Origin of the sequence: Pseudoalteromonas sp. SCSIO_11900, assembly GCF_000576475.1 — a bacterium.
Lineage (GTDB): Bacteria > Pseudomonadota > Gammaproteobacteria > Enterobacterales > Alteromonadaceae > Pseudoalteromonas > Pseudoalteromonas tetraodonis.
The window spans coordinates 544,530-569,234 of record NZ_KK070025.1 but is presented as its reverse complement, the minus strand read 5'-3'; the positions used below and the strand labels follow the sequence as shown (position 1 = coordinate 569,234).

Below are 24,705 nucleotides of genomic sequence, written 5' to 3'. Positions count from 1 at the left end.
ATCTCATGGCAAAAATAATTGTCGTTACCTCGGGTAAAGGGGGTGTTGGTAAAACAACATCAAGCGCAGCAATTGGTACAGGCTTAGCATTAAAAGGCTACAAAACTGTTATCATCGATTTTGATATCGGCTTACGTAATTTAGACCTCATCATGGGTTGTGAACGTCGCGTAGTGTATGACTTTGTTAATGTGATCAATGGCGAAGCTAACCTTAATCAAGCACTCATAAAAGACAAACGTGTAGAAAAGTTATTTTTACTTCCTGCTTCACAAACTCGCGATAAAGACGCACTCACCCGTGATGGTGTTGAACGCGTATTGAACGAGTTAAAAGAAGACTTTGACTATATTGTTTGTGATTCTCCTGCAGGTATTGAAGCCGGAGCTATGATGGCGATGTACTTCGCTGATGAAGCTATAGTTACAACCAACCCTGAAGTCTCGTCAGTACGAGATTCGGATCGTATTCTAGGCATTTTACACAGTAAATCGAAACGTGCCGAAGAAGGATTAGAAAACATTAAAGAGCATTTGCTAATAACACGCTATAATCCAGATCGTGTATCAAAAGGTGAAATGCTATCTGTTGAAGATATCCAGGACATCCTAGCCATAGACTTACTAGGTGTCATTCCTGAATCTCAAGCAGTACTTAGTGCATCAAACTCTGGACAGCCGGTAATTCTTGATAGCGAATCAGACGCAGGTCAAGCTTATGCTGATGCGATCAGTCGTTTATTAGGCGAAACGGTTGAATTTAGATTTTTAGATGTAGAGAAAAAGGGTTTATTCAAACGGATATTTGGAGGTTAATGTGTCTTTACTTGACTACTTCCGCTCAGAAAAGAAAAACAGTGCGTCATTAGCAAAAGAGCGATTGCAGATCATTGTCGCGCACGAGCGTTCTCAGCGTGGAACACCAGATTACTTGCCACAATTAAAGCAAGATATTCTTGATGTGATCCGTAAGTACGTTAATGTAGGCGCCGATGCGGTTCAAGTTCAGTTTGATCAAAATGAAGACGATTTAGCGGTACTCGAGCTCAATGTCACATTACCTGACGAAGAAAAGAAATAACAAACAAGGGCGCTAAGCGCCCTTTTTATTTGTTTGTAACTCGCCTTTATGACTTTAATTATCCCACTCTTTAAGAGCGTCTTTAACAAAGTCATAGCGCCATGAACTGAGTAAATCTGGCTTTATGTGTTTTTCTTTTTGCTGAGCAGTTAACTTCCAGTTCCAACTAATTAGCTGATTTATTTGCTTTTTAGAGGCCATAACGTCTTCTGGAATGTTATGCTCTTTAGCAACTTTAGTAATTTTTTGTTTGATCTCCTTCGCTACTTTTTTATAGGTAGGAAAATCAATTAACCGCTTTAATACTTGTGGGTGTTGCTCAGCTGGAATGGCTTTGGCCTGCTCAATACACTTTAAAATTTCAACCCCAGAACGATTCACTTCAATGGGTTCTACCCCAGGAATTTGTCTCAGAGCATTTAAACTTGAAGGGCCTCGTTTGGCAATTTCGGTCATATTGTGCTCTTTAAGTACAAAATTAAGCGCTAGATTTTTACGAATGGCTTTATTTCGACGCCATACTGCTAACTCTTTAAGTACCGCTAGTTCATGCGGCTTAAGTTGCCATGCATTTTTAATTTCTTTGTAAAGTAGCTCATCCGGAATTTGAAAAGCACGTTTATTGGCAACTAATTCACTTTCATTGATCACAATATCAAATAAATCAGCGGCTTTAATGCTATCTATAATTAACTCAAAACATGGCAGCAGGTGATACGTATCAGCAGCAGCGTATTCAAGTTGCTTTTGAGTAAGGGGGCGTTGTAACCAATTAGTGCGCGATTCGCTTTTATCAATCTCAATATTCAATAATGTTTTCACCATTAAGGCAAAGCCCATACAGTTTCCCTCACCTAATAGCTGAAGTGCAAACTGGGTATCGAATAAAGGATAAGGAACAAACCCTGCGTACTTTTGAAAAACTTCAATATCTTCTGAGGGTGAATGGAGTACTTTTAGCACTTTAGGATCTTTAAGTATTTGCCAAAAATCAAACAAGGAAAGCTCGGCAAGCGGGTCAATAAGCGCTAAATGTTCGCCATCATAAACTTGAATAAGTGCAACTTCTGGATACAAAGTACGGCGGCGCATAAACTCGGTATCAATAGCAAGAATGGGTTTGTTTTTAATTTGTTCTACAAACGTATTAAGCTCATTTTGGGTTTGGATCAATTGGTAGTGCACTGAGTCTCCTACAATAAAAAAGCCGACTGATGTCGGCTTTTTTATAGTTGCTAATCTTTTAAGGCTCTTCTGAGAATTTTACCCACGTTAGTTTTGGGTAACTCATCCTTAAACTCAACGAGTTTAGGAACCTTGTAATTAGTTAAATTATCACGACAATGTTTTATTATATCTTTTTCAGTTAAAGAAGGGTCTTTTTTCACAACAAAAACTTTAACTTGTTCACCACTAATGTCATGAGGGATACCAACCGCAGCCACTTCAAGGACGCCTTCGTGCATGGCAACCACTTCTTCTATTTCATTTGGGAAAACATTAAAGCCTGAAACAATAATCATGTCTTTTTTACGATCAACAATGTAGAAAAAACCTTCGTCATCGTAAGTGGCAATATCACCAGTTGCAAACCAGCCATCTTTTAAACATTCAGCCGTTGCATCAGGGCGATTATAATAACCAAGCATCACTTGCGGACCTTTTACCCACAGTTCACCCGGCTCACCTTTAGCAGCTTCTTCACCGTTATCGAGCATTAATTTAATGTCAGTACTTGGCGCAGGTAGACCGATAGAGCCATTATAAGCTTCTAAATCATACGGGCTAATTGTGACTAAAGGAGAACATTCTGTCAGGCCATAGCCTTCCATTAGTTTGCTGTTAGTGACCTTTTGCCATTTTTCTGCAACAGGGCGTTGTACTGCCATGCCGCCGCCTAATGACATTTTAAGGTGACTAAAATCAAGCTCAGAGAAACCAGGGGTATTTAATAAGCCATTAAATAAAGTGTTCACCCCTGTGATAGCAGTAAATTTATGCTGACTAAGCTCTTTTACAAATCCAGGCATATCACGTGGATTAGTAATTAAAACGTTTAAGCCGCCGTATTTCATAAATGTTAAACAGTTCGCTGTTAATGCAAATATATGATAGAGCGGTAGCGCGGTAATAACCACTTCTCTACCACGCTCAAGCACGTTATCTAAACAACCAGATACTTGCTCAAGGTTACCCACCATATTACCGTGGCTCAACATTGCCCCTTTAGATACACCGGTTGTACCACCGGTGTATTGTAAAAATGCTAAATCGCTTAAGTTAACCTCTGGGCGCTTATAGCCATTCAGATCAGCTTTTAATAAATCACAAAAGTTAATCGTGTTAGGCAACGTATAGCTTGGTACCATTTTTTTGAAATGCTTAACAACAAAATTGACTAAATGCTTTTTGAGTCCGCCCATCATGTCACCAACCTGCGTAACCACAATGTGTTTAACGTCAGTATTAGGCAGTGCTTTTTCAAGCGTGACAGCAAAGTTAGCAAGAATAAATATTGCTGATGTTTCAGAATCTTTTAATTGGTGCTCTAGCTCACGAACGGTATATAGCGGATTAACGTTAACCACCACACACCCTGCGCGTAAAATACCTAATATAGCAATTGGGGTTTGCAACAAGTTAGGCATCATAACAGCGACTTTATCGCCCTTTTTTAACCCTAAATCGTTTTGAATATAAGCCGCAACACGTTTTGTTGCCGCGTCAATTTCGTTATATGACAATGTTTTACCCATATTAGTAAATGCAGGTAAATCTTTGTAATCATTAAAACTTTTTTCAAACACTTCGAGTAACGAGTTGTAGTGCTCAGGATCGATTGTTTCAGGCATACCTTCTGGGTAGCGCTTAAGCCAGATTTTTTCCACTCTTAGCCCCTGTTTATAATTATATTTTTATTAACCTTAATCTAAGTAAGGCACTTTCACAATTGAGCAAATACTCTAATCTAGAGATAATCCCACATTTATCGGTAATATACAATTAACATGCACTACTTTGCACCATAAATGCGTGAATGTGTTCAAAACATAGTCCACTACTTTGCATATGGCAATGATGCCCACCAGGCACATCTATTACACTCAAGTTATTGTAATATTTACTATACTTGTCTAGATTTTGTTTTACAAATGGATAACCTTTATCACCTAATATTAATTGACATGGTGCAATTAATTCTTTTATTGCACCAATACATTGCGATTCATCAAATCGAAAACCTGAGTGATTTTTAAGCTTAGGATCAGTCGTTAACTCAAACCCACTGTGCATTTGTTTTATGTTTCTGTCCATCAACAACGCGATTAGTTCATCATTTAAATCAGTTGTTTTTGCACGCGCTTGATAAATTTGTTGTTTTGAAGTGTATACCCGTGATTTTTTTGTACTAAACCTTGCTCGGTTTAGTATGGCACTTCTTAGCTGAGAACACACTTCATCGCTATCGGTGGTAACACAGCCTATACCTTCAATAAAAGAAACAGATTTTACGTACTCACTAAAACAACTAGCAAACAGCCCTGCTACCATAGCCCCCATAGAATGACCAACCAAGTGTACCTTCTTTAACTTAAGCGCTGTGATTAATGCATACACATCATCCACATAATCAATAAAGTAGTAATGTGCTTGAGGGCTTCGCCAAGATGACAGTCCATGCCCTGGAAAGTCAATGCAATACCATGTTTGCGAAGGTGCAGCACGACTCAGCATAGGCACGAAGCTAGCACAATTATCTAGCCAGCCATGCAAAGCGATAACGACGTCTTCACCGTCTCCAAATTTAATACCGTGTATATCTAAGTCATTAGCTTTTACCGAAAATGGTTGCAACGCAAACCTCAACTTTTTTATTTGGTTATGGCCATAACATACAAGAGTTAATACACAAATAATAGAACTGAACTAATAGAACACACACTTAAGTTTCAAGATTTCATAACATATTCATTTATTTATCTTGCTATCGGTATACAATAATAGTCGCTATTAAAATTAGTACACTTAAAGGGTACGCACAATGAAAAAACAGTTCGGCTTATTAGCGCTTTTATGTACAACAGGAGCATTCGCTCAAACAGCGCCTAAAAATGTTATTTATATGATTGGTGATGGCATGGGTCCCGCTTTTACTACCGCTTATCGTTATTACAAAGATGACCCTACAACAAAAGAAATAGAAACAACCGTTTTCGACACTATGTTAAAAGGCATGGCGCACACTTATCCTGATGACCATACTTATGTAACAGACAGCGCAGCAGGTGCAACTGCACTTAGCAGCGGTCATAAAAGTTATAATGGCGCAATCGCTGTAGATACGGCTAAAAAACCGGTTAAGACCATGCTAGAAATTGCAAAAGAGCAAGGAATGACAACAGCGTTAGTGGCTACTTCACAAATTAACCATGCAACACCTGCAAGCTTTGCCGCGCATAATGAATCAAGAAGAAATTATGATGACATCGCAAACGACTACATTGACAATAAAATTGCTGGTAAATTACCGGTTGATTTAATGTTAGGCGGTGGAACTCAATATTTTATTCGTGATGACAGAAACTTAGTCGACGAATTTAAAAAAGCAGGTTATCAATACGGTGACGATATTAAAAACTTAGGTCAAATTACACAAATCCCTGCTATTGGTTTATACGCACCTAAGGGATTACCTTTTGCGCTAGATGAAAACCCTACGAGATTAAAACAGTTAACCTCTAAAGCGTTTGATTTGCTTGATGGGCAAAACGATAAAGGCTTTTTTGTGATGATTGAAGGCAGCCAAATTGACTGGTGTGGTCACGCAAATGATATTGCTTGCGCAATGGCTGAAATGGACGACTTTGCAAAATCAATCGAAACGGCAAAAGCCTATGTAGATAACAACCCAGACACTATTTTAGTGATCACGGCTGATCACTCTACAGGCGGTTTAACCATTGGCGCGCATGGCCAATACAAATGGGGAACCGACATCATCAAAGGTGTTAAAGCCACTGCGGGTACATTAACCAAATTATTAATGGGATCAGATAACCTTAAAACGGTATGGCAAGCCAATACCCGTATTGAGTTTACAACTGAAAACGAAATTAAACTTAAACAAGCTAAAGCCATGGGTGAAAAAATCCTTAATTTAGCGGTTAAAAGCATTATCAATGATTTAAGTTTCACTGGTTGGACAACGGGCGGACATACCGCTTCTGATGTGCAAGTATTTGCCTATGGTAAAAATAGCGATGACTTTATTGGTTCACAAAACAATACTGACATAGCTAAAAAACTGATTAGTTACATAAAACAGTAATCACTGGTATAAAAATAAAAAGCCCGAATAATCTATTCGGGCTTTTTATTTGGCTATTAATTTTATAATTAAGCATATATATCAACACCAATTAAGCTTTGAACTTCAGCTCTTCGCTCTAAATTAGCAAACTCAGTGTAAGTAGAAATTGCCTTACTAACTTGCGCACTCGGTTGATCGTAAATAGTTTGGCTATATTGGGCCTCTTTGGTGTTCGCTTTTACAAACTCTTTTGCGAGTTCAAGCCCTTCGGGGCTGCTCTTAACATAGTCTGTATTGGTTTTCTGTGGTATTGGCTGCTCTGATAGTCGTTCGGGCTTTGCCGTAACAACAGCAGTAGAGCGCACCTTAGCAGGGATATCACCAGTAAAAAAACCAGAGCTTATAGGCAGCGACATTACGCTTCTCCAACCAACAACATGCTTAAATTATGATTTAAAATAGCTCAATATGCAAACAATACAACTTAGCGTTATTCGCGGCCTGGTAATTTTTTCCAGGTCACTGTGTCACGCACATACTTAGGCTGAGCATCGCTGGCTTTTACGCCATTACCTGCAAGGTACTGTGCATCCACTAACGCCAACATGTATTGTGCATCGGGTAGCGTAATTTCAGGGTGTACACTCACATTTGTAAATGCAGTTAATGCATCGGGATAACTTTTAAATCCAGTCCCCACGCCGGTTGCTGTTTTGTTTGTGTCTATCAATGAAGCATCAAGCAGTTCAGGCTTAAAAACACGTTCTTCACCTTGAAGTTTCATCAAATTATTATTAACTTGGTATTGAGCAAAGTATATTTCCCCCATACGCGCATCAATGCTTGAATAAACCACTTCATCGCCAAATTGTTCAAACGCTTGTTGCGCCATAACCGCTAAGGTAGAAACCCCCACTAGCGGTAAATTCGTTGAATACCCAAGCCCTTGTGCTATGGCCACGCTAATACGCACACCCGTAAAGCTGCCTGGACCTTGGCCAAAGCCAATAACATCTAAATCTTTTAATTTACAATTGGCTTTATTAAGCAGCTCATCAATAAGTGGCAGAATTTTTTGACTATGCTGCTGCGGACACTCTTCAAAATGATGAAACGTTTTACCTTGATAATGCAAAACAAGCGATAAAGCCTCTGTAGAAGCGTCTAGGGCGAGAATGTTACTTTTGATCATTTTTGTACTCAATTAATATGTTTTAAAAATGTATTTGCATCTTCTAAGCTACGTGTACGGCGCATTGGCGGTAAACTCTTTAAAAATACTTGTCCATATTGGCGTGTAACTAAACGATTATCGCAAATTACTAACACACCTTTATCTTTGTTATCACGAATTAAGCGACCTACGCCCTGCTTTAAGGCAATAACCGCTTGTGGTAACTGAATATGCGCAAAGGGATCTTTTCCTTGCATTTGGCAATCCTGCATTCTAGCTTGCAAAAGCGGATCATCGGGCGCCGCAAACGGCAGTTTGTCGATAATAACACAGCTTAAAGTACTGCCTCTTACATCAACCCCTTCCCAAAAGGACGCTGTGCCGAGTAACACGGCATTACCATGACGGGTAAATTTTTCTAATATAATGCGTTTAGACATTTGCCCTTGCATGTAAACCGGATAGTCCATTTGTGTGGTTAAGCCCTCAGCCACCAAATGCATCATTCGGTAACTAGTAAATAGCACAAAACAACGCCCTTTTGCTGATTTTATGAGTTCGAGAGTTAACTTTACAATCGCATGCGGCATATTATCGGCGTGCGTTTCAGGTAAATAGCGCGGCAAGCACAAAAGCGCCTGATTTTCATAATCAAATGGACTGTCTACCATCATACTTTGCTTTGGTTTTAACCCAAGGCTGGCATTAAAATGAGTGAGTTCGTTGTCGACCGATAACGTGGCCGAGGTAAACACAAACCCTGCGCCAGACTCTTTCATCATCAAAGCAAATTTAGCCGATACATTCAGCGGCGTTATATTTATGGTTAAATAGCGCCGCGTGGTTTCGTACCAATAACTAAAGCCTGTTTGGGCGGTATCAAATACGCGCTCTAACTGGCCTTTAAATGCCAACACCCGCTCAAATGGGTGTTCAATTTTATCACTTCGTTCTAAGCAATGTTTTAAAACCTGATACACAAATTCTAAATCACTAATAACGCGGTGTAATGCAGAGCAAATAAGCTTATTACTGAGCTTTTCACGCCAATCCCCGCGGCTACCGTCCACACCAAACTGCAATCTTAAATCGGCGACACTGGTTTCCAGTTTATTCAAACTTTTTCCTAATTGCAGCATGTCTGGAATTTCAGCGCGGTAAATAGCGCGTAAATCATTAATTAAATCCACCAGCTTTTTAGTACTCATGGTTTCGCCAAAATAGTCACTGGCAATTTCACTTAACTGGTGGGCTTCATCAAATATATAGGCATCTGCGTTGGGCATTAGCTCTGCAAAGCCAGACTCTTTAACCGCCATATCGGCAAAAAATAGATGATGATTAATTACGACAACGTCGGCATCCCCTGCTTTTAAACGCGCTTTACGAATATAGCACTCTTGAAAGTCAGGGCACTCTTTACCTAAACAGTTATCTGCAGTAGAGCTGACATACGGCAACACTTTGGCATCTTCTTCAATACCAATACAGTCGGCTAAATCGCCGGTATGCGTTTCACTGGCAAATTTAGCAACCATAGCAAGTTGGTGCATTACATCAGGGTCGTCTGTGGGTACGTGTGCAACATGTTGGGTAAGCCGATAAGTGCATAAATAATTGGCACGCCCTTTTAACAATGCCGTTTTTTTAGCCGCGCCTAAGGCTTTTACTAACACTGGTAAATCACGATGATACAGCTGTTCTTGCAGTGCTTTAGAACCGGTTGAAATTATTGTTTTGCCTTTAGATTTGAGGGCTGGCGCTAAATAAGCAAAGGTTTTACCTGTGCCAGTACCGGCCTCAACAACAAGCTGGGAACTTGTTTTTAATGCATCCTCAACAGCCACAGCCATATCAATTTGAGGTTGGCGTGGTGAGTATCCATCTATTGATAAAGCCAAAGGCCCGGTTGCACTAAACAGCTGTTTGATAATACCAATCACTTTATAAAAAATAATAGCGGGATTCTACGTAAGCTATTGATGAAGGGCAAGCCAAATAGCGTGAGAATTTGGCCTTTAAAGGGGCTTATGTCCCTATTAATTATTGTGCATTTATAGTTAACTTAATGCCACTTGCATCATGATAGCCTTTAACATCTATATGCCATATACCTGCCTGGGTTGCAGAAACAGTGCAACTTTCTGTGTTGCCGTTTATATGGCCTACACACAAATTGTGTATTTGAAGATACGCACCGAAATTTAAATACAAATCAGCATCGCCGCTTCCGCCTGAAATAGCAACGTTTAGGGAGGCATAACCCGCGGCTAAACGTTGTTCAAAACGCTGCTAATCACCTGTATTTACGCTAATGTTATCTTCTACGCGATTGATAGGCTCTAAAGCGCCTGCGGGCTCAAAACTGCCCGTCAGATAAACATTATTAATTGCGTTGTATGCCTCAACCATGACATAGTAAGTGCCTTCATTGCTGGTTGGAATGTCGCAACGCTCATTACTTGTGGCAGAGGTACTTTTACAGTCGTAATCAGTTAACGTGGGCGCCTGATTATATTTAATGTCTAAATCGGCATCGCCATTACCACCTAGGTTTCAAAGCTTAAGTTTTGCGCTCCTTTTGGTACATTCAATGTATAGATAAGCTGCTCTTTAGCAGTGGCATTGATACCAGAAATTGGTTCACCATTGACTAACTCATTATTATTTGGCGGAGTGACTTCACCGGCATTTTTTGCCAATTCAGCAACAAAGCTAACGGCTAAGTTAGCAAATTTAATTGCATGATCAGCATCAAAATTACTGTCGTTTTGTGTATGTATCAGTGGGTTAATGTCATTCATTTTTGATTCAAATGGCATTGAGGTCGCAAACCCTTGTTGATACCAAGAAGCATGAACGGAGCAACCATAACCACATTGTTCAAAGCCATAACTAATTTGTGGTAAATAGGTGTCTATCAGCTGGGCTAAAAATTGATTTTGAGCATTGGGGTGTAATCCGTCATCATAATAATATCTTCGATACTGCCGTTATTGTCACATTAATATTAGACTCAATTCTGTTGATAGGCGTTACCCCACCATTATCACCTGAGTAACTACCCGTTAATGATACGCCAGATTTCGCACTCCATGCTTCAACCATTACATGGTAAGTTCCCGCTTGTGCATTACTTATGTTACAGCTTTCTGTACTAGTAGATGTTGTGCTATTACAGTCGTAGCTATTTAAGGTCGGTCGGCTGGCAAATTTAACGTATAAGTCTGCATCACCTGAGCCGCCAGTAGTATTAAACTGAAGATTTATCGCGCCAGCGGGAACATCCAAAGTAAAGAATAGTTGCTCTTTGTCTGCACCGCTGATACCCGTACGGGTTACCCCATTGGTTAATGCTTCATCGTCAGTCGGTGGTTGTGTTGTAGCACATTCACTACCTGAACTAAGATTTGAATTAACGCCTACCGCAGCCAAAGCGGCTTTAACATCATTAGGGTCATAATTTAAATCACAGGCTGCATCCATCACACCGTTACCGGCTAAATCCCAGCCTACACCCGCACTCCAATATAGTTGGTTAGCACGTGCCATTACGATAAAGGCTTTTTGTGTATCCCAACCCGGCGTGGTTGCTAAATTATAAAATGCCTTATTATAAACCCCTGTACTATAATGCACGTCCATACCTGAATAATAGTTACTTTGATTATCTATGGAATGACCACCTTGAGTAGGGTTATTCATATAACGCAGTGCACCATTACCTTTAAAATATCCTTTGCGACTAGCCAATAGGACATGTAAATGGATACGCAGAAGAGCCACTTGTTCCGCCATTTAAATTAATAGTGCGAACATTTGCGTTATTTATGCTACAAGTATTACCTGATTGACTAACATCTAGGCTGTCAAAATCAGTTCCATATAAATACTTGCCTGTTTTTAGATTACCCCCAGGGCATGTTGCAGGTTATCGTAACTAAGCAAGACCTCACCGGTATTAGCATCAATGATCAGGTATGGCCTTGATGGTGACTTGCCATAAGTAACATAAGACACTTCATAAACTAAATGCGCTTTATTTTGATCGTCAACCCAGATAGCAAGTCTGGATTGCTCATTATGTTTTTTTAAGCCTACTGATTTTGCAGCTATACCCGTTTTAGACCCTTTTAAAATCGCATCTTTTATTGTCAATTTAGCCGATACATCAGATAAATCTTCCTCAATGTTATATACAGCTGCACCGTGGTCTTTTTTAAGCATCCCATTATTAAATGTTAAGCTGACCGTATCACCAATGACAGGAATGCCCTGATACGTTTGTTGATAGCGGCGGGTTACTTCTCCGTTATTGCTAGTAAATTCTTTTAATACAACTAATTCGTTCCCTACACTCAACCCAATCAACTGATTTGTACTTACTGATAACAAGGAAGTAGGCCACAAACTTAAACAACGAAAAATAAACTTTTAATTTACAATGATTTAAAGACTACTGCTTTAACTAATGAAGGCCAGAGATAACATTTCGTATACATATATTTACATAAGACAGCCAGCAAAAAGCATTAGATTTTAAAATCACACGCTTTATTGTTAATCACTAATCGACTGCTCAATGAGTATGTAGTTGCAAAGGAAAATACTTTACTTGTTGAGCTTTAAAAGAGGGGTAATCTATTTTAAATGGGTAGGGAGTAGCTTTAAAAATACGCAGTTCATAGCCATGCACCACTATTTGCTATGTTTAAACAAATTTGCTTTTATTGAGGGCGATTTAAACTTGAGGCAATAACGGCATCGCCAATCACTTGTACTAAGCCCATGTATCTAAATGGGGTTTGTCGTCATCTTCTTCAGCGGTTTTATTGCGCGATTTATTTTCGTCAAACGCCAGCTTATGTTGCTTTTCTACTTCTCTTTTTTTACGCTCTTCTAACTCGACTTTTTTGGCACTGGCACTTTGTTGAACCCCAGCAACATGAAAAGCCCCTTTAGATTCAAGCGTTAAACGCGTAATAGGCCCTAAATAAGGGATCATTATATCCATGCTTGCCTCCATTGAATTGAACGTAATTTAATCACTATAAAACTGTTGATAAATAAAGCAAACCTTTAGTTACTATCGACAGTTATAAAATATTCTTTAATTAAAGAATATTTTTCTTGCCATGCTATTGGTTAATGTGTTTTTATGAATGCGAAATTTATTAAACAAACAGCAGCTAAGCGTTAACATAATAACGAATAGCTAAACAGGATAAAAAATGCGCAACACTCTGACAGCAGTACATCACCACCATCATTCATCGGAATAACCTGTCAGGTCTTTCGCTGAGAGGTTGTTCCTAAAAGGAAACCTCTGGCGAATCAACATACCAAGATTCATTTTCGCCCTGAGGTTTTCCTCGGGGTTTTTAGTTTTTAAATTAAAGGAAAATGAGTAATGAATAATAGTAATCGTCTTCGTATCGCCATCCAAAAAGGCGGCCGCCTATCTAAAGATTGTCAAGATCTGCTTAAACAACTGGGTGTAAAACTCAACCTTCGTGAGCAGCGCCTTATAGCACACTCAACCAACATGCCTATTGACGTATTACGTGTGCGCGATGACGATATCCCGGGCTTAGTTATGGACGGTGTATGTGATTTAGGTATTGTTGGCGAAAACGTATTAGTTGAAGTACAAGCAGAAAGAGAGCGCCAAGGCGTTCCAAGCGAAGTAACTAAATTATCAAAATTAGACTTTGGTTACTGTCGTCTTGCACTTGCATGGCCACAAGAACTAGGCAAGCAAGACAAAAGCTGGTTTGAAGGCAAACGTATTGCAACCACCTACCCTGAAATTTTAAGCCAATATTTAAAACGTGAAGGCATCAACGCCAGCACTGTAATGCTAACTGGCTCTGTTGAAGTAGCGCCGCGTGCTGGTCTTGCTGATGCCATTTGTGATTTGGTATCAACAGGTGCAACCCTTGAAGCCAATGGCTTAATGCAGGGTGATACCATTTTAGAGTCAAACGCCTGTTTGATTCAAAACACTCAACTGCAAGACTCTGAAAAATTAGCACTTATTAATAAATTAATGCCGCGTTTACGTGGTGTTAAGCAAGCCAAAGAAAGCAAATACATCATGTTACACGCACCAAAAGACAAGCTGGATGAAATTTGTGAAATCCTGCCAGGTTCTGGTCAACCTACCTTACTTGCCCTTGCAGGTAATGATGAATATGTCGCCCTACACATGGTGAGTAGCGAAACCCTATTTTGGGAAACCATGGAGCAACTTAAGGCCCTTGGTGCCAATTCTATTTTAGTTATGCCAATTGAAAAAATGATGGAGTAACAGCCATGCTTCGTTGGAATGAAGAATCATCACAGGTTCAAGCAGCGGCGCTGATGCGCCCTGCTGTATCAGCGAGTGAAAAAGTAGAAAGTATTTGCCAAACTATTTTGGCAAAAGTAAATGCGCAAGGCGATGCAGCATTACTGGCGTTAGCAAAAGAGTTTGATAACCGAGCTGAGCCACGTTTACGTGTTCCACTTGATGAAATTAATGCCGCTGAGAAAATGCTAAGTCCTGAACTTAAGTATGCAATTGACACCGCTTATGCAAATGTAAAATGTTTTCACCAAGCGCAACTGCCTAAAGATATTAAGTTATCGACTCAACCGGGCGTTGAATGTGAACTGAAATATCAAGCCATCGAAGCGGTCGGTATTTATGTCCCTGGGGGCAGTGCCCCATTGCCATCGTCAGTTATAATGCAAGGTGTATTGGCGCAGTTAAGCGGTGCAAAAACCGTGGTACTAACTACCCCCGTACAAGGCGATAAAGCAATAAACCCTGCTATTTTATATGCTGCTAAATTATGTGGTATCACCACTATTATTGAAAGCGGTGGTGCAGGCGCGATTGCTGCAATGGCCTACGGCACTGAATCAGTACCTAAAGTGAATAAAATTTTTGGCCCAGGTAATAGCTTTGTGACTATGGCAAAGCAGTTAGTTGCACAAACAATTCCAGGAATGGCGATTGATATGCCAGCAGGGCCATCTGAAGTATTAGTGATAGCAGATGAACGAGCAAATCCAGAGTTTATTGCGGCCGATTTACTCTCACAAGCAGAGCATGGCGCCGACTCGCAAGTTATTTTATTGTGTAACAGTGAAACTATTATTAAACAAACACAAGACGCGCTTACTCGTCAATTAGCTAACTTAAGCCGAAAAGACACCGCTGAACAAGCGCTGGCCAATTCGTCACTTATTTTAGTGGATTCAATAGCGCAAGCATTTGATGTATCAGCGCAATATGGGCCAGAGCACTTAATTTTACAGCTGGCAGATGCAAGCCCGTACCTTGATTCGGTTAAAAATGCAGGTTCAGTATTTGTTGGCGACTACACACCAGAATCGGCTGGCGATTATGCATCGGGTACTAACCACGTATTACCTACTTACGGTTATAGCGCGACATACTCAAGCTTAAACTTGCTTGATTTTTTCCGCACATACACAGTACAAACTATTAGTAAAAGTGGCTTAACTGAGCTTTCAAAAGCTATTTTACCACTGGCAGATGCCGAAGGCCTTGATGCCCACGCTAATGCGGTTTCAATTCGTTTAGAGGCAATAAAAAATGAGCAATGAGAGCGCCCAAGCACCTGGCTTATTACCTGATAATATTGCAGCGCTTGCTGCTTACAGCTCGGCTAAAAGTGAAAAGTTAACAGGCACAACGTGGCTCAATGCCAACGAAAGTCCGTATGCTAAAAACCTTGAGCTGAGTATTGAAGATTTAAATCGCTATCCCGATCCACAGCCACAATTGGTTATTGATCGCTATGCAGCTTACACCGAGCTTAAAAGCGACAATGTCCTTATGACGCGAGGTGCAGATGAAGGCATTGAACTTTTAGTACGCACGTATTGCCAGCCAGCTAAAGATAGCATTGCGCTGTTTTTGCCTACCTACGGTATGTATAAAGTGACTGCTGATACGCACAATGTGGCTATTAACGCGCTTACTCAAGAGTTATTATTAACAGCCAATGTTGATGATATTGTGACTGCGGTCGGTAGCTCAAAACTGGTGTTTATTTGTAATCCAAATAACCCAACAGGTAGTTTAACGCCGCTAGATAAAGTAAAAGCCATTGCCACCGCTCTTACTGGTAAAGCATTGGTGATTGTTGATGAAGCCTATATAGAGTTTTGCCCAGAGCAAAGTGCAACACAACTTATAAACGAGTTTAGTAATATTGTAGTGCTACGTACACTGTCAAAAGCGTTTGCGTTGGCAGGCCTGCGAACCGGGTTTACCCTCGCTCAAGCCAGTGTACTTGCGCCCATTAGTAAAGTCATTGCACCGTATCCGGTATCGAGCGTGGTAGCCAATATTGCAGCGCAAGCCATTGCCCCTGATGCCATTACCTCTATGCGTCGCCAGGTGAGCATTTTAAACAGCTTAAAATTAAAGCTAATAGAGTGGTTAAACGCCTCCCCTGCTGTATTAAAAATTCTCACTGGTGAAGGCAACTTTGTTACCTTAAAATTGGCCGATAAAAACAGCTTTAAAGTTGCCCTAGAACAAGGCTTAGTCATGCGGGCATTTACCTTATACGGTGAAGACGACTGGCTACGCATTTCAATTGGTAGCGAACAAGAATTAGAACAAGTAAAAATTTGGCTCGATGGTTTAACCACCCCAACAGCCCTATCACAACAGGAAGTATCATGAGTAACCCCTATTTATTTATAGACCGTGACGGCACCATTATTGAAGAGCCAATCACCGACAAACAGGTTGATAGCCTAGAAAAATTAGTGTTTTTGCCAAATGTGATCCCTGCTCTATTACAACTTCAAGCGGCAGGTTACCGCCTTGTAATGGTTTCAAACCAAGATGGTTTAGGTACTAACAGTTTCCCTACTGCGGATTTTGATATAGCCCAAGACAAAATGATGGACATACTCAACAGCCAAGGGATTAAATTTGATGAAGTTCTGATCTGCCCTCACTTTGATGAACAAAATTGTGACTGCCGTAAACCAAAAACTGGTTTACTTACTGAGCTTATGCGCTCTGGCAACGTAGATTTAGCGCGCTCTTTTGTAATTGGCGACCGCCAAACTGATATTGGCCTTGCGCAAAACTTATGTTGTGAAGGTATTTTATACGATGGTAGCTGGCCTGCTATTGTTACTAAGCTGACCACGGCAAACCGTGAAGGCCGTGTCACTCGCAACACTAAAGAAACGCAAATCGATGTGCAAGTTAACCTTGATCAAACCAAAAATGGCAGCATTGAAACTGGCCTAGGTTTTTTTGATCACATGCTGGATCAAATTCGCACTCACGCCAATATTGGCTTAAATATTAAAGCCAAAGGCGATTTACACATAGATGAGCACCACCTAGTTGAAGATATCGGCATTGCACTTGGCCTTGCCCTTAAACAAGCGCTAGGTACAAAAACGCAAATTGGTCGCTATGGCTTTGCACTCCCTATGGATGAATGTAAAGCAGAAGCGCAAATTGACTTATCGGGCCGCGCCTCGTTTGTATTAAATGCCGATTTTAGCCGTGAAAAAGTGGGCGACTTAGACGTGCAAATGGTTGAACACTTCTTTAAAAGCTTAAGTGATAATGCCGCCATGAGCCTTATTTTGTCGGTTAGCGATGGTAATTGTCATCACCAAGTTGAAGGCCTTTTTAAAGCGTTTGCAAGAGCACTTCGCGCTTCAATTGCAAAAGATGCCTCGCAACAAACTGCTAGCTCTAAGGGGTGTTTATGATTGCCATAATTAATACCGGTTGTGCCAACATTAACTCAGTTCGTTTTGCCTTTGAGCGCTTAGGCAAAACGCCTGAGGTGATCACCTCACCTGAGCAACTAAAAGGCTTTGAACGTGCTATTTTACCCGGCGTAGGCCATGCCTCTGTTGCCATGAAACGCTTAAAAGACGCTGGTTGGCAGCAAGCAATTGATGAATATCAGCGCCCGCTGATGGGCATTTGTTTAGGCATGCAATTACTTTGCGACAGCACTGAAGAAGGCAACGTTGATTGCCTTGGCAAAATTCCGGGTGTTGTTAAGCACTTAGAAGTGGGCACATTAACCTCACCACATATGGGGTGGAATGACCTAAGCGTGCTAAAAGAGCATGCCCTTACCAAAGGGTTATCGGCGCAAGATCAAGTGTACTTTGTGCATAGCTTTGCGCACACAGTAAACGATGCCACCCTAGTTAGCGGTGAATACGGGCAAGCTTTTTCAGCGATAGTTGCCAAAGATAACTACGCAGGCATGCAGTTCCACCCAGAGCGAAGCGCCAAAATAGGCACCCGACTTTTACAAAACTTTTTAGATTGGCAGCTGTAAGCGCAGCAAAAAAATAAGAGAAATAAACGTGATTATTCCAGCACTCGATGTATTACAAAACCAAATTGTGCGCTTATACCAAGGTAAGTATGATACAGCACAATTTTACCCTTTTGAGCTTGGCGCACGCTTACAAGAGTACGCAAATAGCGGCGCAGGTAAGCTGCACCTGGTTGATTTAGAAGGCGCGCGCGATCCAAATAAAAAACAGTGGCAGCATATACAAGCTGCGACTAAAGCGCTTAATGTTCCCTACCAAGTGGGCGGCGGTATTCGTTCAGAGCAAGATGTTGCTGACTGGCTTGAAGCCGGTGCTAACCAAGTCGTGATTGGCTCAATGGCCGTTGAAAAGCGTGAGCAAGTAAAGGCGTGGATTGAAAAGTTTGGCAGTGAACACTTTGTTATCGCACTAGATGTTAATAAAACTGATAACGGCTGGGCACCAGCAACACATGGTTGGTTAAGTGAATCTGAGTTTGGCTTGTTCGAACTTGTTGATTTTTACGTGGCACTTGGCGTGGTTGATTTTCTGTGTACTGACATCAGTAAAGACGGCACCATGACCGGCCCTTCGTTTGCACTTTATGAAGACTTAACAAACCACAACAGCGAAATTAAAGTTCAAGCGTCAGGCGGTGTAAGCTCACTGGATGATATTGCAAAGCTGAAAAAACTGGGCGTTGGTGGTGTTATTTTAGGTAAATCATTACTCGATGGTGCCTTTAATGTTGAGGAGGCGTTAGCATGTTATCAAAACGCATAATTCCTTGTTTAGACGTAAAAGACGGCCAAGTCGTTAAAGGCGTTAAATTTAAGGGTCATGAAATAGTCGGCGATGTTTTAACACTTGCTAAAGCCTACAGTGAAGCCGGTGCCGACGAACTGGTATTTTACGAGATCAGTGCAAGCGTTGAAAAACGATTACTCGATGTAAATTGGGTAGAAAATATTGCCCGCCATATCGATATTCCCTTTTGTGTAGCGGGTGGCATTAAATCGGTAGCCGATGCAGCGCGCGTACTTGAACGCGGCGCTGACAAAATCAGTATTAATAGCCCTGCCATTGCCCGTCCTGAGCTTATAAAAGAGTTACACGATGAGTTTGGCAAGCAGTGTGTGGTTGTCGGTATTGATAGTTTTTACGATGAAACAACCGGTGAATACTTAGTGTATCAGCTTACAGGCGATCCTAATGCGTCAAGCCGCACCCGATATAAAACCGAAGAATGGGTTAAACGCGTACAAGACTTAGGCGCTGGCGAAATTGTTTTAAACTGTATGAACCAAGATGGCGTTCGTAATGGTTACGACAACGAGCAACTAAGCAAAATACGCGAGCTATGCGACATTCCTTTAATCGCCTCAGGGGGCGCAGGCACAATGCAAGATTTTGTTGATGTATTTAAACAAAGCAAAGTAGATGGTGCACTCGCAGCCAGCGTTTTTCATAAAAACGTGATTAATATTGGCGAACTAAAACAATTTTTAATAGATAACCAAGTGGCAGCCAGATTATGCTAGTAACGCAAGAAAACCTAACTCAAGTTGATTTCGCTAAAAGCGAGATGATCCCTGCCATTGTTCAAGATGCACGCTCTGGCGTTATTTTAATGCAAGGTTTTATGAATAGCGAAGCGCTTGCTGTTACGCTTGAAAGTAATAAGGTGACTTTTTATTCGCGTTCTAAATCGCGTTTATGGACCAAAGGCGAGTCATCAGAAAACTACTTAAACGTGGTCTCTGTGCATACAGATTGCGACTACGATTCAATTTTAGTATTGGCAAACCCAGAAGGGCCAACGTGCCATTTAGGCACGCAAAGCTGTTTTGGCGATGCTGCAAAACCAAGTTTAAGCTTTCTAGCGCAACTTGAAGATGTAATTGTTGCACGTAAAAATGACGATCCAGCTAAAAGCTACACCGCGTCTTTATTTGCTGAAGACTTAAGCCGTAGCTGTCAAAAAGTAGGTGAAGAAGGTGTTGAAGTGGCGCTTGCGGCAATGAAACATGACAACAATGAGCTTACTAACGAATCGGCCGACTTGTTGTATCACTTAATTGTGTTATTACAGCGCCAAGGCTTAGAGCTCACCGATGCAGTTGCTTGCCTACAAGGGCGTCATAAGTAAAACTGTCTGTTACTGTGTGCGCCATTTTGTGGCGCACTCAGTATGTTAAAACCATAAATTCACTTTAAATTACACCTTGCGAATAGCATTTACTCCCTCCCTTAGGTATTCTTAATAGCTATTACAAAAGGATAGCGCATTATGAAAACCTATATATCGCTGGTATTAACTGGCCTAATTTTATCTGGCTGTAGCAGTTTAACCACTGAGCAAAAAGCTAAACTAGATAACCTAACCCCCTGCGAAAAAATGGATGGGCTAATTGCCGCCTATGACAATCACTTTGAAGCATTAAAAGACACCAAAGTAAAAACACCTTATTTAGATGTGTGGAGCGCAAAGTACAACGTATTTGGCAATAACTGCCAAGTAACCAGCTTTAACAATCAAACCGTGACCTATCGCTGTCAAGAAAACTACAAAGACCAGCAACAAGCCGTTGCCATGCATAAACAAGCCGTTGAGCTCACTCGCCAATGTTTAACAAAAAATAGCAACTGGCTAGAAACACAAAAAGAGTCGGAAACCTCTCTGCGCACCACCTTTGTACTTGATGAAAAGTCACCGGTTATTTCTGTTTATACCAGCAAAACTTTATCAAAAATTAAAACCTGGTCTACCTCGTTAGAAGTAGGAAAGCCCGTCGCTACTAAATAATAACGAGAGAATGTATGCGCCAAACACCCAGTAAACAATCCACTTATTTAAAAACAGACTGTATCGGTGAATGTTATAGACTGAATGGCTACTGTACTGGGTGCGGGCGCACAAGTGACGAAATATTCGACTGGATTATTTTAACCGATGAGCAAAAGCAAGCTATTTTGGCTTCCCCTCGTGAAGACGCCAAAAAAGACTAGCTTAAATTTATAACTATTAAGGCGCATTACGTTGTGATGGGTCGCGTTTAAAATCTTTAATTAATTGCTTTGGATCTAACGCTTCACGTTGTTTACTTGCGCCTTCAGCCCACCAAATTAATTGATTGAATGTGCGCGAAAAATAGCTATCCCACGATGTTTGCTCTGCCGCATTATTTGCGTCACCACTTTCAATAAATACATCCTGTGCTTTTGGTACATGGATCATTGCTGATACCGGCAAACAGCCAAGTTCACTCAAAAAGCTGCGCATGCCAACAGCAGCGCGTACGCCGCCCCACTGCCCTGCAGAATACGTAACAATCGCGCTGGGTTTATAGCCAAATAAAGAACTTCCAAAGTGGTTTAACAAATTAGCGAGTGCTGGACTCATCGAATGATTATATTCAGGGCTCACCATAACAAAGCCATCGCTGGTTTTAATTTTTGCCGCTAAGGCATTAAGCGACTCTGGCGCATCGCCCTGTGCGTAAGCAAAATGCGGCTTAAAGATAGGGTCTAAATCATAATCAAGCGGATCAATAAGCTCTACTTCATGCTCAGAGTAGAGCTCAAGCAAACAACGCTCACATGCTTTTGCTACTCTTTTCCCTAAACGCGCAGGCTTAGGTGGAGTACTTTTTCTAACCGAACCGAGAAAAATTAATAACTTCATGTAACGGCACTCCTTTTTGATTACAAAAATAAATACCTCAAAAAAATCTGAGGTATTTAACGTACGATTTAGGCTTTATCGAGCGCTTGGCTTACATCGGCAATAATATCGTCAATGTTTTCAATACCCACCGATAAACGAATTAAATCGCGGCTAACGCCCGCATTGGCCAGTTCTTCATCATTTAATTGGCGGTGCGTAGTAGATGCTGGATGACACGCCAGCGATTTAGCATCGCCGATATTCACCAAACGTAAAATCATGTTTAGAGCATCAATAAAGCGCGTACCGGCTTCAAGGCCACCGGCAATGCCAAAACTTAAAATACCTGACGCCTTACCATTGGTAATTTTTTGGCTCATTTCGTTATAGGGGCTTGATTTTAATCCCGCGTAATTAACCCACAGCACCTTAGGGTGGCCCTCTAGGTATTCAGCAATTTTTTGCGCGTTTTCGCAGTGGCGATCCATTCGTAAGCCTAAGGTTTCTAGGCCGATTAAAATGTCAGATGCGTTTTTAGGCGCAAGTGCTGCACCGGTATTTCTAAGTGGTACAACGCGGCAACGACCAATAAACGCCGCTTCAGCAAAAGCTTCGGTATAAACCACATTATGATACGACGGATCGGGCTCGTTCATCATTGCAAAGCGCGTGGCATTGGTTTTCCAATCAAACTTGCCCGAATCAACAATCATACCGCCAATAGCGGTTCCATGGCCGTTTATATACTTTGTCAGTGAATGAACCACTATATCAGCACCCAACTCAAATGGACGACACAGATACGGCGTAGCCACGGTGTTATCTACAATTAAAGGCACCCCTTTGCTGTGGGCAATGTTAGCTAAACGCTCAATATCGACAATATTACCTGCAGGGTTACCAATGGACTCACAAAATACTGCACGGGTGTTTTCATCAATCGCGTTTTCAAAGGCGCTAAAATCATCAGCTTTAATCATGCGAGCTTCAATACCTTGGCGCGGTAACGTATGAGCAAATAAGTTATATGTACCGCCATATACTTGGCTAGTGCTTACAATATTAGTGCCCACTTCACATAAACATTGAATCGCATAGGTAATGGCCGCCATACCCGAGGCCACCGCCAGCGCACCAATGCCGCCTTCCATCGCCGCAATACGCTGTTCAAGTACCGCATTGGTCGGGTTCATAATGCGGGTATAAATATTACCCGGCACTTTTAAATCAAATAAATCAGCGCCATGCTGGGTATTATCAAAGGTGTACGAAGAGGTGTTATAAATCGGCACCGCCGCCGATTTAGTGGTGGCTTCAGATTCATAACCATGGTGCAACGCTAAAGACTCAAGTTTCATAATTTATCCCTTCAATATAGTTACACCTAACGTAGCATTTAATGGTTACAAAGTGCACATGAAATATACTAAAGAATGTTGAGGGAAATAGATTGAATACTGTATCTAACAAAGCGTTCAAACTACCGTTTGCTCATATATTCAAGAAAATGGGCCAAGCGCGCATATTAATCTGTTCTTTATCACTTAATAACAATAAAAACTTAGTGATAGTAATATGTTAGATAATTTGTTAAAAATATATAAAAATGAGCGTATCGTTGGCAGAAATATGCGCGATGAGCGCACTATAAAATGTTATGTACTTAGGAGAAAAAATGTTCTCATTCAAATCTGACTCAGGCTGGAATTTTGAAACTGAATTAAGATGCTTAATTATTTATAAAACTCTCGAAGATCTTGAGTTTCCGAGAGGGTTGCAAAGTGAATTATGTTCTGCGCTTTCCGAATCTTCAGGGCTCAAATTTGAATCGGTAAAAGCAAAGGTTGGTAACTATAAGTCTGAGTTTGGTATTACGAACCCATCAAATTCGTCTGAAGCAACTAAATATCTAGTAAAAAACTTTGGTCATATGAGTCGTCACGAATTGGATGCATTATTGACAGAGTATCTTTTAGGTAAAGGTGAAGAACGTACATAACAAAGCGTTTAAGACAGATTCCCAACGCATGGCATTTTTCATTCCATCGTTGGGTTTTGTGTTTACGGTGGTATGGTTAAGTTCTGTGGCGGCGTTGCTCACTACTTAACGCGGCGTTAGCTGCTTTGAGGTTAATCATTAGTAAGGTGTCGGAATGAGAATTTTGGTAACAGGCTCTGCGGGTAGGGTCGGGCGTGCGATCTATATTAAATTAATGCGTACACATGACGTAGTTGGCATTGATAAAACACCTTGCTCAACAGCCGATTACATTGGTGATATCCGTGACAGTGCCCTGATTGGTGGGGTTCTTGAAAATATTGATGTCATCGTTCATACAGCGGCTCTTCATGCTCCTCATGTTGGTTTAGTACCTGATTTAGAGTTTCAATCTATCAACGTAGACGCGACTGAAAAACTGGCTTTGGCTGGTGTAAAAGCAGGTGTTAAACACTTTATTTTTACCAGTACAACTGCGTTGTATGGCTATGCCTCGACACCTAAAAATATTACAGGTTGGATTGATGAGGACGTTACTCCACAACCCAAGTCGATTTATCATAAAAGTAAAATTGCTGCTGAAACTAAGCTAAAAGAAATTTCAAATCTGTTTCAGCTTCCCGTGACTGTGCTGCAAATGTCGAGATGCTTTCCTGAGCCAGCGGATTTAATGGCAGTATTTCGTCTGACTCGTGGCATTGATGCTCGCGATGTAGCAAATGCTCATTTATGTGCAGTGGAAAAACGTTTAAACGGTTTTAATCGCTTTATCATCTCAGGTGCAACACCTTTTCATTTTTCTGATTGCGAAGCTCTATATACTGAAGCTGGAGAGGTTATCAAACGTAAGTGCCCAGAAATCGCTCTAGCATTTAAACAAAGAGGCTGGCAATTACCTCAAAGCTTAGATCGCGTATATGATTCATCGTTCGCACGTGAGAAATTAGGTTGGTCACCTATACATGGTTTTGAAAGTGTTTTAGAAATGCTAGATACTGAAACGGCAGAAGTATTACCAATTTTGAAACGCAGCTAACAAAGCGTTTAAGAGTGACTCCAAACGCGTGCCGGTTTCGCTTCGCTCACAGTATGACACGCTATGTTTGTCGCACCTTAAGGCGGCGTTAACTGGCTAGGAGTTT

Annotated in this window: 27 protein-coding genes and 1 pseudogene; 15 read left to right on the top strand and 13 right to left on the bottom strand. The window is 41.0% G+C overall.

Annotation, left to right across the window (positions count from 1 at the left end):
- The first annotated feature begins 5 nt into the window (after window positions 1–5).
- Window positions 6–815 (top strand): septum site-determining protein MinD, encoded by an 810-nt coding sequence (gene minD, locus BG00_RS16775; protein WP_013463309.1) that lies wholly within the window; start codon window positions 6–8, stop codon window positions 813–815.
- Between the two features lies 1 nt (window position 816).
- Window positions 817–1,080, top strand: coding sequence for a cell division topological specificity factor MinE (minE, locus tag BG00_RS16770; protein ID WP_008111532.1), 264 nt, complete (start codon window positions 817–819; stop codon window positions 1,078–1,080).
- Window positions 1,081–1,134: 54 nt separating this feature from the next.
- Here the strand turns inward: minE and rnd are convergent, their stop codons facing one another.
- The 3 genes from rnd to BG00_RS16755 form a co-directional block, all read right to left on the bottom strand.
- Window positions 1,135–2,265: a ribonuclease D gene (gene rnd / locus BG00_RS16765; RefSeq protein ID WP_013463308.1), complete on the bottom strand. Its 1,131-nt coding sequence runs from the start codon at window positions 2,263–2,265 to the stop codon at window positions 1,135–1,137.
- Between the two features lie 50 nt (window positions 2,266–2,315).
- The gene (gene fadD / locus BG00_RS16760) at window positions 2,316–3,968 is read right to left on the bottom strand and encodes a long-chain-fatty-acid--CoA ligase FadD (RefSeq protein ID WP_036984013.1); all 1,653 of its coding nucleotides are present in this window, start codon (window positions 3,966–3,968) and stop codon (window positions 2,316–2,318) included.
- Window positions 3,969–4,083: 115 nt separating this feature from the next.
- The gene (locus BG00_RS16755) at window positions 4,084–4,935 is read right to left on the bottom strand and encodes an alpha/beta hydrolase (RefSeq protein ID WP_036984012.1); all 852 of its coding nucleotides are present in this window, start codon (window positions 4,933–4,935) and stop codon (window positions 4,084–4,086) included.
- Window positions 4,936–5,122: 187 nt separating this feature from the next.
- Between BG00_RS16755 and BG00_RS16750 the strand changes: the two genes are divergently transcribed.
- A complete protein-coding gene (locus BG00_RS16750) occupies window positions 5,123–6,409 on the top strand; it encodes an alkaline phosphatase (RefSeq protein ID WP_036984011.1) in 1,287 nt (428 codons plus the stop codon).
- A 68-nt stretch (window positions 6,410–6,477) separates the two neighbouring features.
- On the opposite strand, the gene BG00_RS16745 is transcribed toward BG00_RS16750, so the two are convergent.
- From BG00_RS16745 to BG00_RS16720, 8 genes and pseudogenes are all read right to left on the bottom strand, one after another.
- Window positions 6,478–6,807: a hypothetical protein gene (locus BG00_RS16745; RefSeq protein ID WP_013463304.1), complete on the bottom strand. Its 330-nt coding sequence runs from the start codon at window positions 6,805–6,807 to the stop codon at window positions 6,478–6,480.
- 74 nt (window positions 6,808–6,881) lie between these two features.
- The gene (tsaB, locus tag BG00_RS16740; protein ID WP_036984010.1) at window positions 6,882–7,583 is read right to left on the bottom strand and encodes a tRNA (adenosine(37)-N6)-threonylcarbamoyltransferase complex dimerization subunit type 1 TsaB; all 702 of its coding nucleotides are present in this window, start codon (window positions 7,581–7,583) and stop codon (window positions 6,882–6,884) included.
- Between the two features lie 8 nt (window positions 7,584–7,591).
- The gene (locus BG00_RS16735) at window positions 7,592–9,508 is read right to left on the bottom strand and encodes a DNA repair helicase YoaA (protein ID WP_013463302.1); all 1,917 of its coding nucleotides are present in this window, start codon (window positions 9,506–9,508) and stop codon (window positions 7,592–7,594) included.
- 100 nt (window positions 9,509–9,608) lie between these two features.
- Window positions 9,609–9,779 (bottom strand): hypothetical protein, encoded by a 171-nt coding sequence (locus tag BG00_RS18340; RefSeq protein WP_253861425.1) that lies wholly within the window; start codon window positions 9,777–9,779, stop codon window positions 9,609–9,611.
- Window positions 9,780–9,857: 78 nt separating this feature from the next.
- On the bottom strand, window positions 9,858–10,088 hold the full coding sequence (locus tag BG00_RS18335; protein ID WP_253861432.1) for a PPC domain-containing protein: 231 nt from the start codon (window positions 10,086–10,088) through the stop codon (window positions 9,858–9,860).
- A 26-nt stretch (window positions 10,089–10,114) separates the two neighbouring features.
- Window positions 10,115–10,387, bottom strand: a complete 273-nt coding sequence (locus BG00_RS18330) for a hypothetical protein (RefSeq protein ID WP_253861424.1) — start codon at window positions 10,385–10,387, stop codon at window positions 10,115–10,117.
- Between the two features lie 175 nt (window positions 10,388–10,562).
- Window positions 10,563–11,963 (bottom strand): annotated as a pseudogene (locus BG00_RS16725) (pre-peptidase C-terminal domain-containing protein); the annotation flags it as partial.
- Between the two features lie 382 nt (window positions 11,964–12,345).
- Complete coding sequence (locus tag BG00_RS16720) at window positions 12,346–12,579, bottom strand: hypothetical protein (RefSeq protein ID WP_036984009.1); 234 nt, start codon at window positions 12,577–12,579, stop codon at window positions 12,346–12,348.
- 396 nt (window positions 12,580–12,975) lie between these two features.
- Between BG00_RS16720 and hisG the strand changes: the two genes are divergently transcribed.
- The 10 genes from hisG to BG00_RS16670 all read left to right on the top strand — a co-directional run bounded on the left by hisG (window position 12,976) and on the right by BG00_RS16670 (window position 20,906).
- Complete coding sequence (hisG, locus tag BG00_RS16715) at window positions 12,976–13,875, top strand: ATP phosphoribosyltransferase (protein WP_036984008.1); 900 nt, start codon at window positions 12,976–12,978, stop codon at window positions 13,873–13,875.
- A 5-nt stretch (window positions 13,876–13,880) separates the two neighbouring features.
- On the top strand, window positions 13,881–15,182 hold the full coding sequence (gene hisD, locus BG00_RS16710) for a histidinol dehydrogenase (RefSeq protein ID WP_036984007.1): 1,302 nt from the start codon (window positions 13,881–13,883) through the stop codon (window positions 15,180–15,182).
- Window positions 15,172–16,272 carry a histidinol-phosphate transaminase gene (gene hisC / locus BG00_RS16705; protein WP_036984006.1) on the top strand — a complete coding sequence of 367 codons (1,101 nt, stop codon included), beginning with the start codon at window positions 15,172–15,174 and terminating at the stop codon, window positions 16,270–16,272. Before hisD ends, hisC begins: the two co-directional genes overlap by 11 nt.
- The gene (gene hisB / locus BG00_RS16700; protein WP_036984005.1) at window positions 16,269–17,330 is read left to right on the top strand and encodes a bifunctional histidinol-phosphatase/imidazoleglycerol-phosphate dehydratase HisB; all 1,062 of its coding nucleotides are present in this window, start codon (window positions 16,269–16,271) and stop codon (window positions 17,328–17,330) included. Before hisC ends, hisB begins: the two co-directional genes overlap by 4 nt.
- Entirely contained in the window at window positions 17,327–17,917 is a 591-nt protein-coding gene (gene hisH, locus BG00_RS16695) for an imidazole glycerol phosphate synthase subunit HisH (RefSeq protein WP_036984004.1), read from the top strand. Before hisB ends, hisH begins: the two co-directional genes overlap by 4 nt.
- Window positions 17,918–17,945: 28 nt before the next feature.
- Complete coding sequence (locus BG00_RS16690; protein ID WP_036984003.1) at window positions 17,946–18,680, top strand: 1-(5-phosphoribosyl)-5-[(5-phosphoribosylamino)methylideneamino] imidazole-4-carboxamide isomerase; 735 nt, start codon at window positions 17,946–17,948, stop codon at window positions 18,678–18,680.
- Window positions 18,662–19,438, top strand: coding sequence for an imidazole glycerol phosphate synthase subunit HisF (gene hisF, locus BG00_RS16685; protein ID WP_036984002.1), 777 nt, complete (start codon window positions 18,662–18,664; stop codon window positions 19,436–19,438). The genes BG00_RS16690 and hisF overlap by 19 nt, the downstream gene beginning before the upstream one ends.
- Complete coding sequence (hisIE, locus tag BG00_RS16680) at window positions 19,432–20,046, top strand: bifunctional phosphoribosyl-AMP cyclohydrolase/phosphoribosyl-ATP diphosphatase HisIE (protein WP_013463284.1); 615 nt, start codon at window positions 19,432–19,434, stop codon at window positions 20,044–20,046. Before hisF ends, hisIE begins: the two co-directional genes overlap by 7 nt.
- Window positions 20,047–20,187: 141 nt before the next feature.
- The gene (locus BG00_RS16675; RefSeq protein ID WP_036984001.1) at window positions 20,188–20,703 is read left to right on the top strand and encodes a hypothetical protein; all 516 of its coding nucleotides are present in this window, start codon (window positions 20,188–20,190) and stop codon (window positions 20,701–20,703) included.
- Between the two features lie 14 nt (window positions 20,704–20,717).
- Window positions 20,718–20,906: a DUF1289 domain-containing protein gene (locus BG00_RS16670; RefSeq protein ID WP_036984000.1), complete on the top strand. Its 189-nt coding sequence runs from the start codon at window positions 20,718–20,720 to the stop codon at window positions 20,904–20,906.
- A gap of 16 nt (window positions 20,907–20,922) precedes the next feature.
- Here the strand turns inward: BG00_RS16670 and BG00_RS16665 are convergent, their stop codons facing one another.
- Both BG00_RS16665 and BG00_RS16660 read right to left on the bottom strand, forming a co-directional pair.
- Window positions 20,923–21,582, bottom strand: coding sequence for an NADPH-dependent FMN reductase (locus BG00_RS16665; protein ID WP_036983999.1), 660 nt, complete (start codon window positions 21,580–21,582; stop codon window positions 20,923–20,925).
- A 68-nt stretch (window positions 21,583–21,650) separates the two neighbouring features.
- Window positions 21,651–22,922, bottom strand: a complete 1,272-nt coding sequence (locus BG00_RS16660; RefSeq protein ID WP_036983998.1) for an O-acetylhomoserine aminocarboxypropyltransferase/cysteine synthase family protein — start codon at window positions 22,920–22,922, stop codon at window positions 21,651–21,653.
- Between the two features lie 317 nt (window positions 22,923–23,239).
- Here BG00_RS16660 and BG00_RS16655 point away from each other — a divergent pair, with 317 nt between their 5' ends.
- A complete protein-coding gene (locus BG00_RS16655) occupies window positions 23,240–23,563 on the top strand; it encodes a hypothetical protein (protein WP_036983997.1) in 324 nt (107 codons plus the stop codon).
- Window positions 23,564–23,717: 154 nt separating this feature from the next.
- Window positions 23,718–24,599: an NAD-dependent epimerase/dehydratase family protein gene (locus BG00_RS16650; protein ID WP_036983996.1), complete on the top strand. Its 882-nt coding sequence runs from the start codon at window positions 23,718–23,720 to the stop codon at window positions 24,597–24,599.
- Window positions 24,600–24,705: the final 106 nt, after the last annotated feature.

Coding starts and splice junctions, on each gene's coding strand:
- hisH (WP_036984004.1), top strand. CDS start 17,327: ATGATTGCCATAATTAATACCGGTTGTGCCAACATTAACTCAGTTCGT.
- hisD (WP_036984007.1), top strand. CDS start 13,881: ATGCTTCGTTGGAATGAAGAATCATCACAGGTTCAAGCAGCGGCGCTG.
- BG00_RS16720 (WP_036984009.1), bottom strand. CDS start 12,579: ATGGATATAATGATCCCTTATTTAGGGCCTATTACGCGTTTAACGCTT.
- hisIE (WP_013463284.1), top strand. CDS start 19,432: ATGCTAGTAACGCAAGAAAACCTAACTCAAGTTGATTTCGCTAAAAGC.
- hisC (WP_036984006.1), top strand. CDS start 15,172: ATGAGCAATGAGAGCGCCCAAGCACCTGGCTTATTACCTGATAATATT.
- BG00_RS16750 (WP_036984011.1), top strand. CDS start 5,123: ATGAAAAAACAGTTCGGCTTATTAGCGCTTTTATGTACAACAGGAGCA.
- BG00_RS16650 (WP_036983996.1), top strand. CDS start 23,718: ATGAGAATTTTGGTAACAGGCTCTGCGGGTAGGGTCGGGCGTGCGATC.
- hisF (WP_036984002.1), top strand. CDS start 18,662: ATGTTATCAAAACGCATAATTCCTTGTTTAGACGTAAAAGACGGCCAA.
- hisB (WP_036984005.1), top strand. CDS start 16,269: ATGAGTAACCCCTATTTATTTATAGACCGTGACGGCACCATTATTGAA.
- minD (WP_013463309.1), top strand. CDS start 6: ATGGCAAAAATAATTGTCGTTACCTCGGGTAAAGGGGGTGTTGGTAAA.
- BG00_RS16665 (WP_036983999.1), bottom strand. CDS start 21,582: ATGAAGTTATTAATTTTTCTCGGTTCGGTTAGAAAAAGTACTCCACCT.
- BG00_RS16660 (WP_036983998.1), bottom strand. CDS start 22,922: ATGAAACTTGAGTCTTTAGCGTTGCACCATGGTTATGAATCTGAAGCC.
- tsaB (WP_036984010.1), bottom strand. CDS start 7,583: ATGATCAAAAGTAACATTCTCGCCCTAGACGCTTCTACAGAGGCTTTA.
- hisG (WP_036984008.1), top strand. CDS start 12,976: ATGAATAATAGTAATCGTCTTCGTATCGCCATCCAAAAAGGCGGCCGC.
- BG00_RS18330 (WP_253861424.1), bottom strand. CDS start 10,387: ATGCCATTTGAATCAAAAATGAATGACATTAACCCACTGATACATACA.
- BG00_RS16745 (WP_013463304.1), bottom strand. CDS start 6,807: ATGTCGCTGCCTATAAGCTCTGGTTTTTTTACTGGTGATATCCCTGCT.
- BG00_RS16675 (WP_036984001.1), top strand. CDS start 20,188: ATGAAAACCTATATATCGCTGGTATTAACTGGCCTAATTTTATCTGGC.
- BG00_RS16655 (WP_036983997.1), top strand. CDS start 23,240: ATGTTCTCATTCAAATCTGACTCAGGCTGGAATTTTGAAACTGAATTA.
- BG00_RS16670 (WP_036984000.1), top strand. CDS start 20,718: ATGCGCCAAACACCCAGTAAACAATCCACTTATTTAAAAACAGACTGT.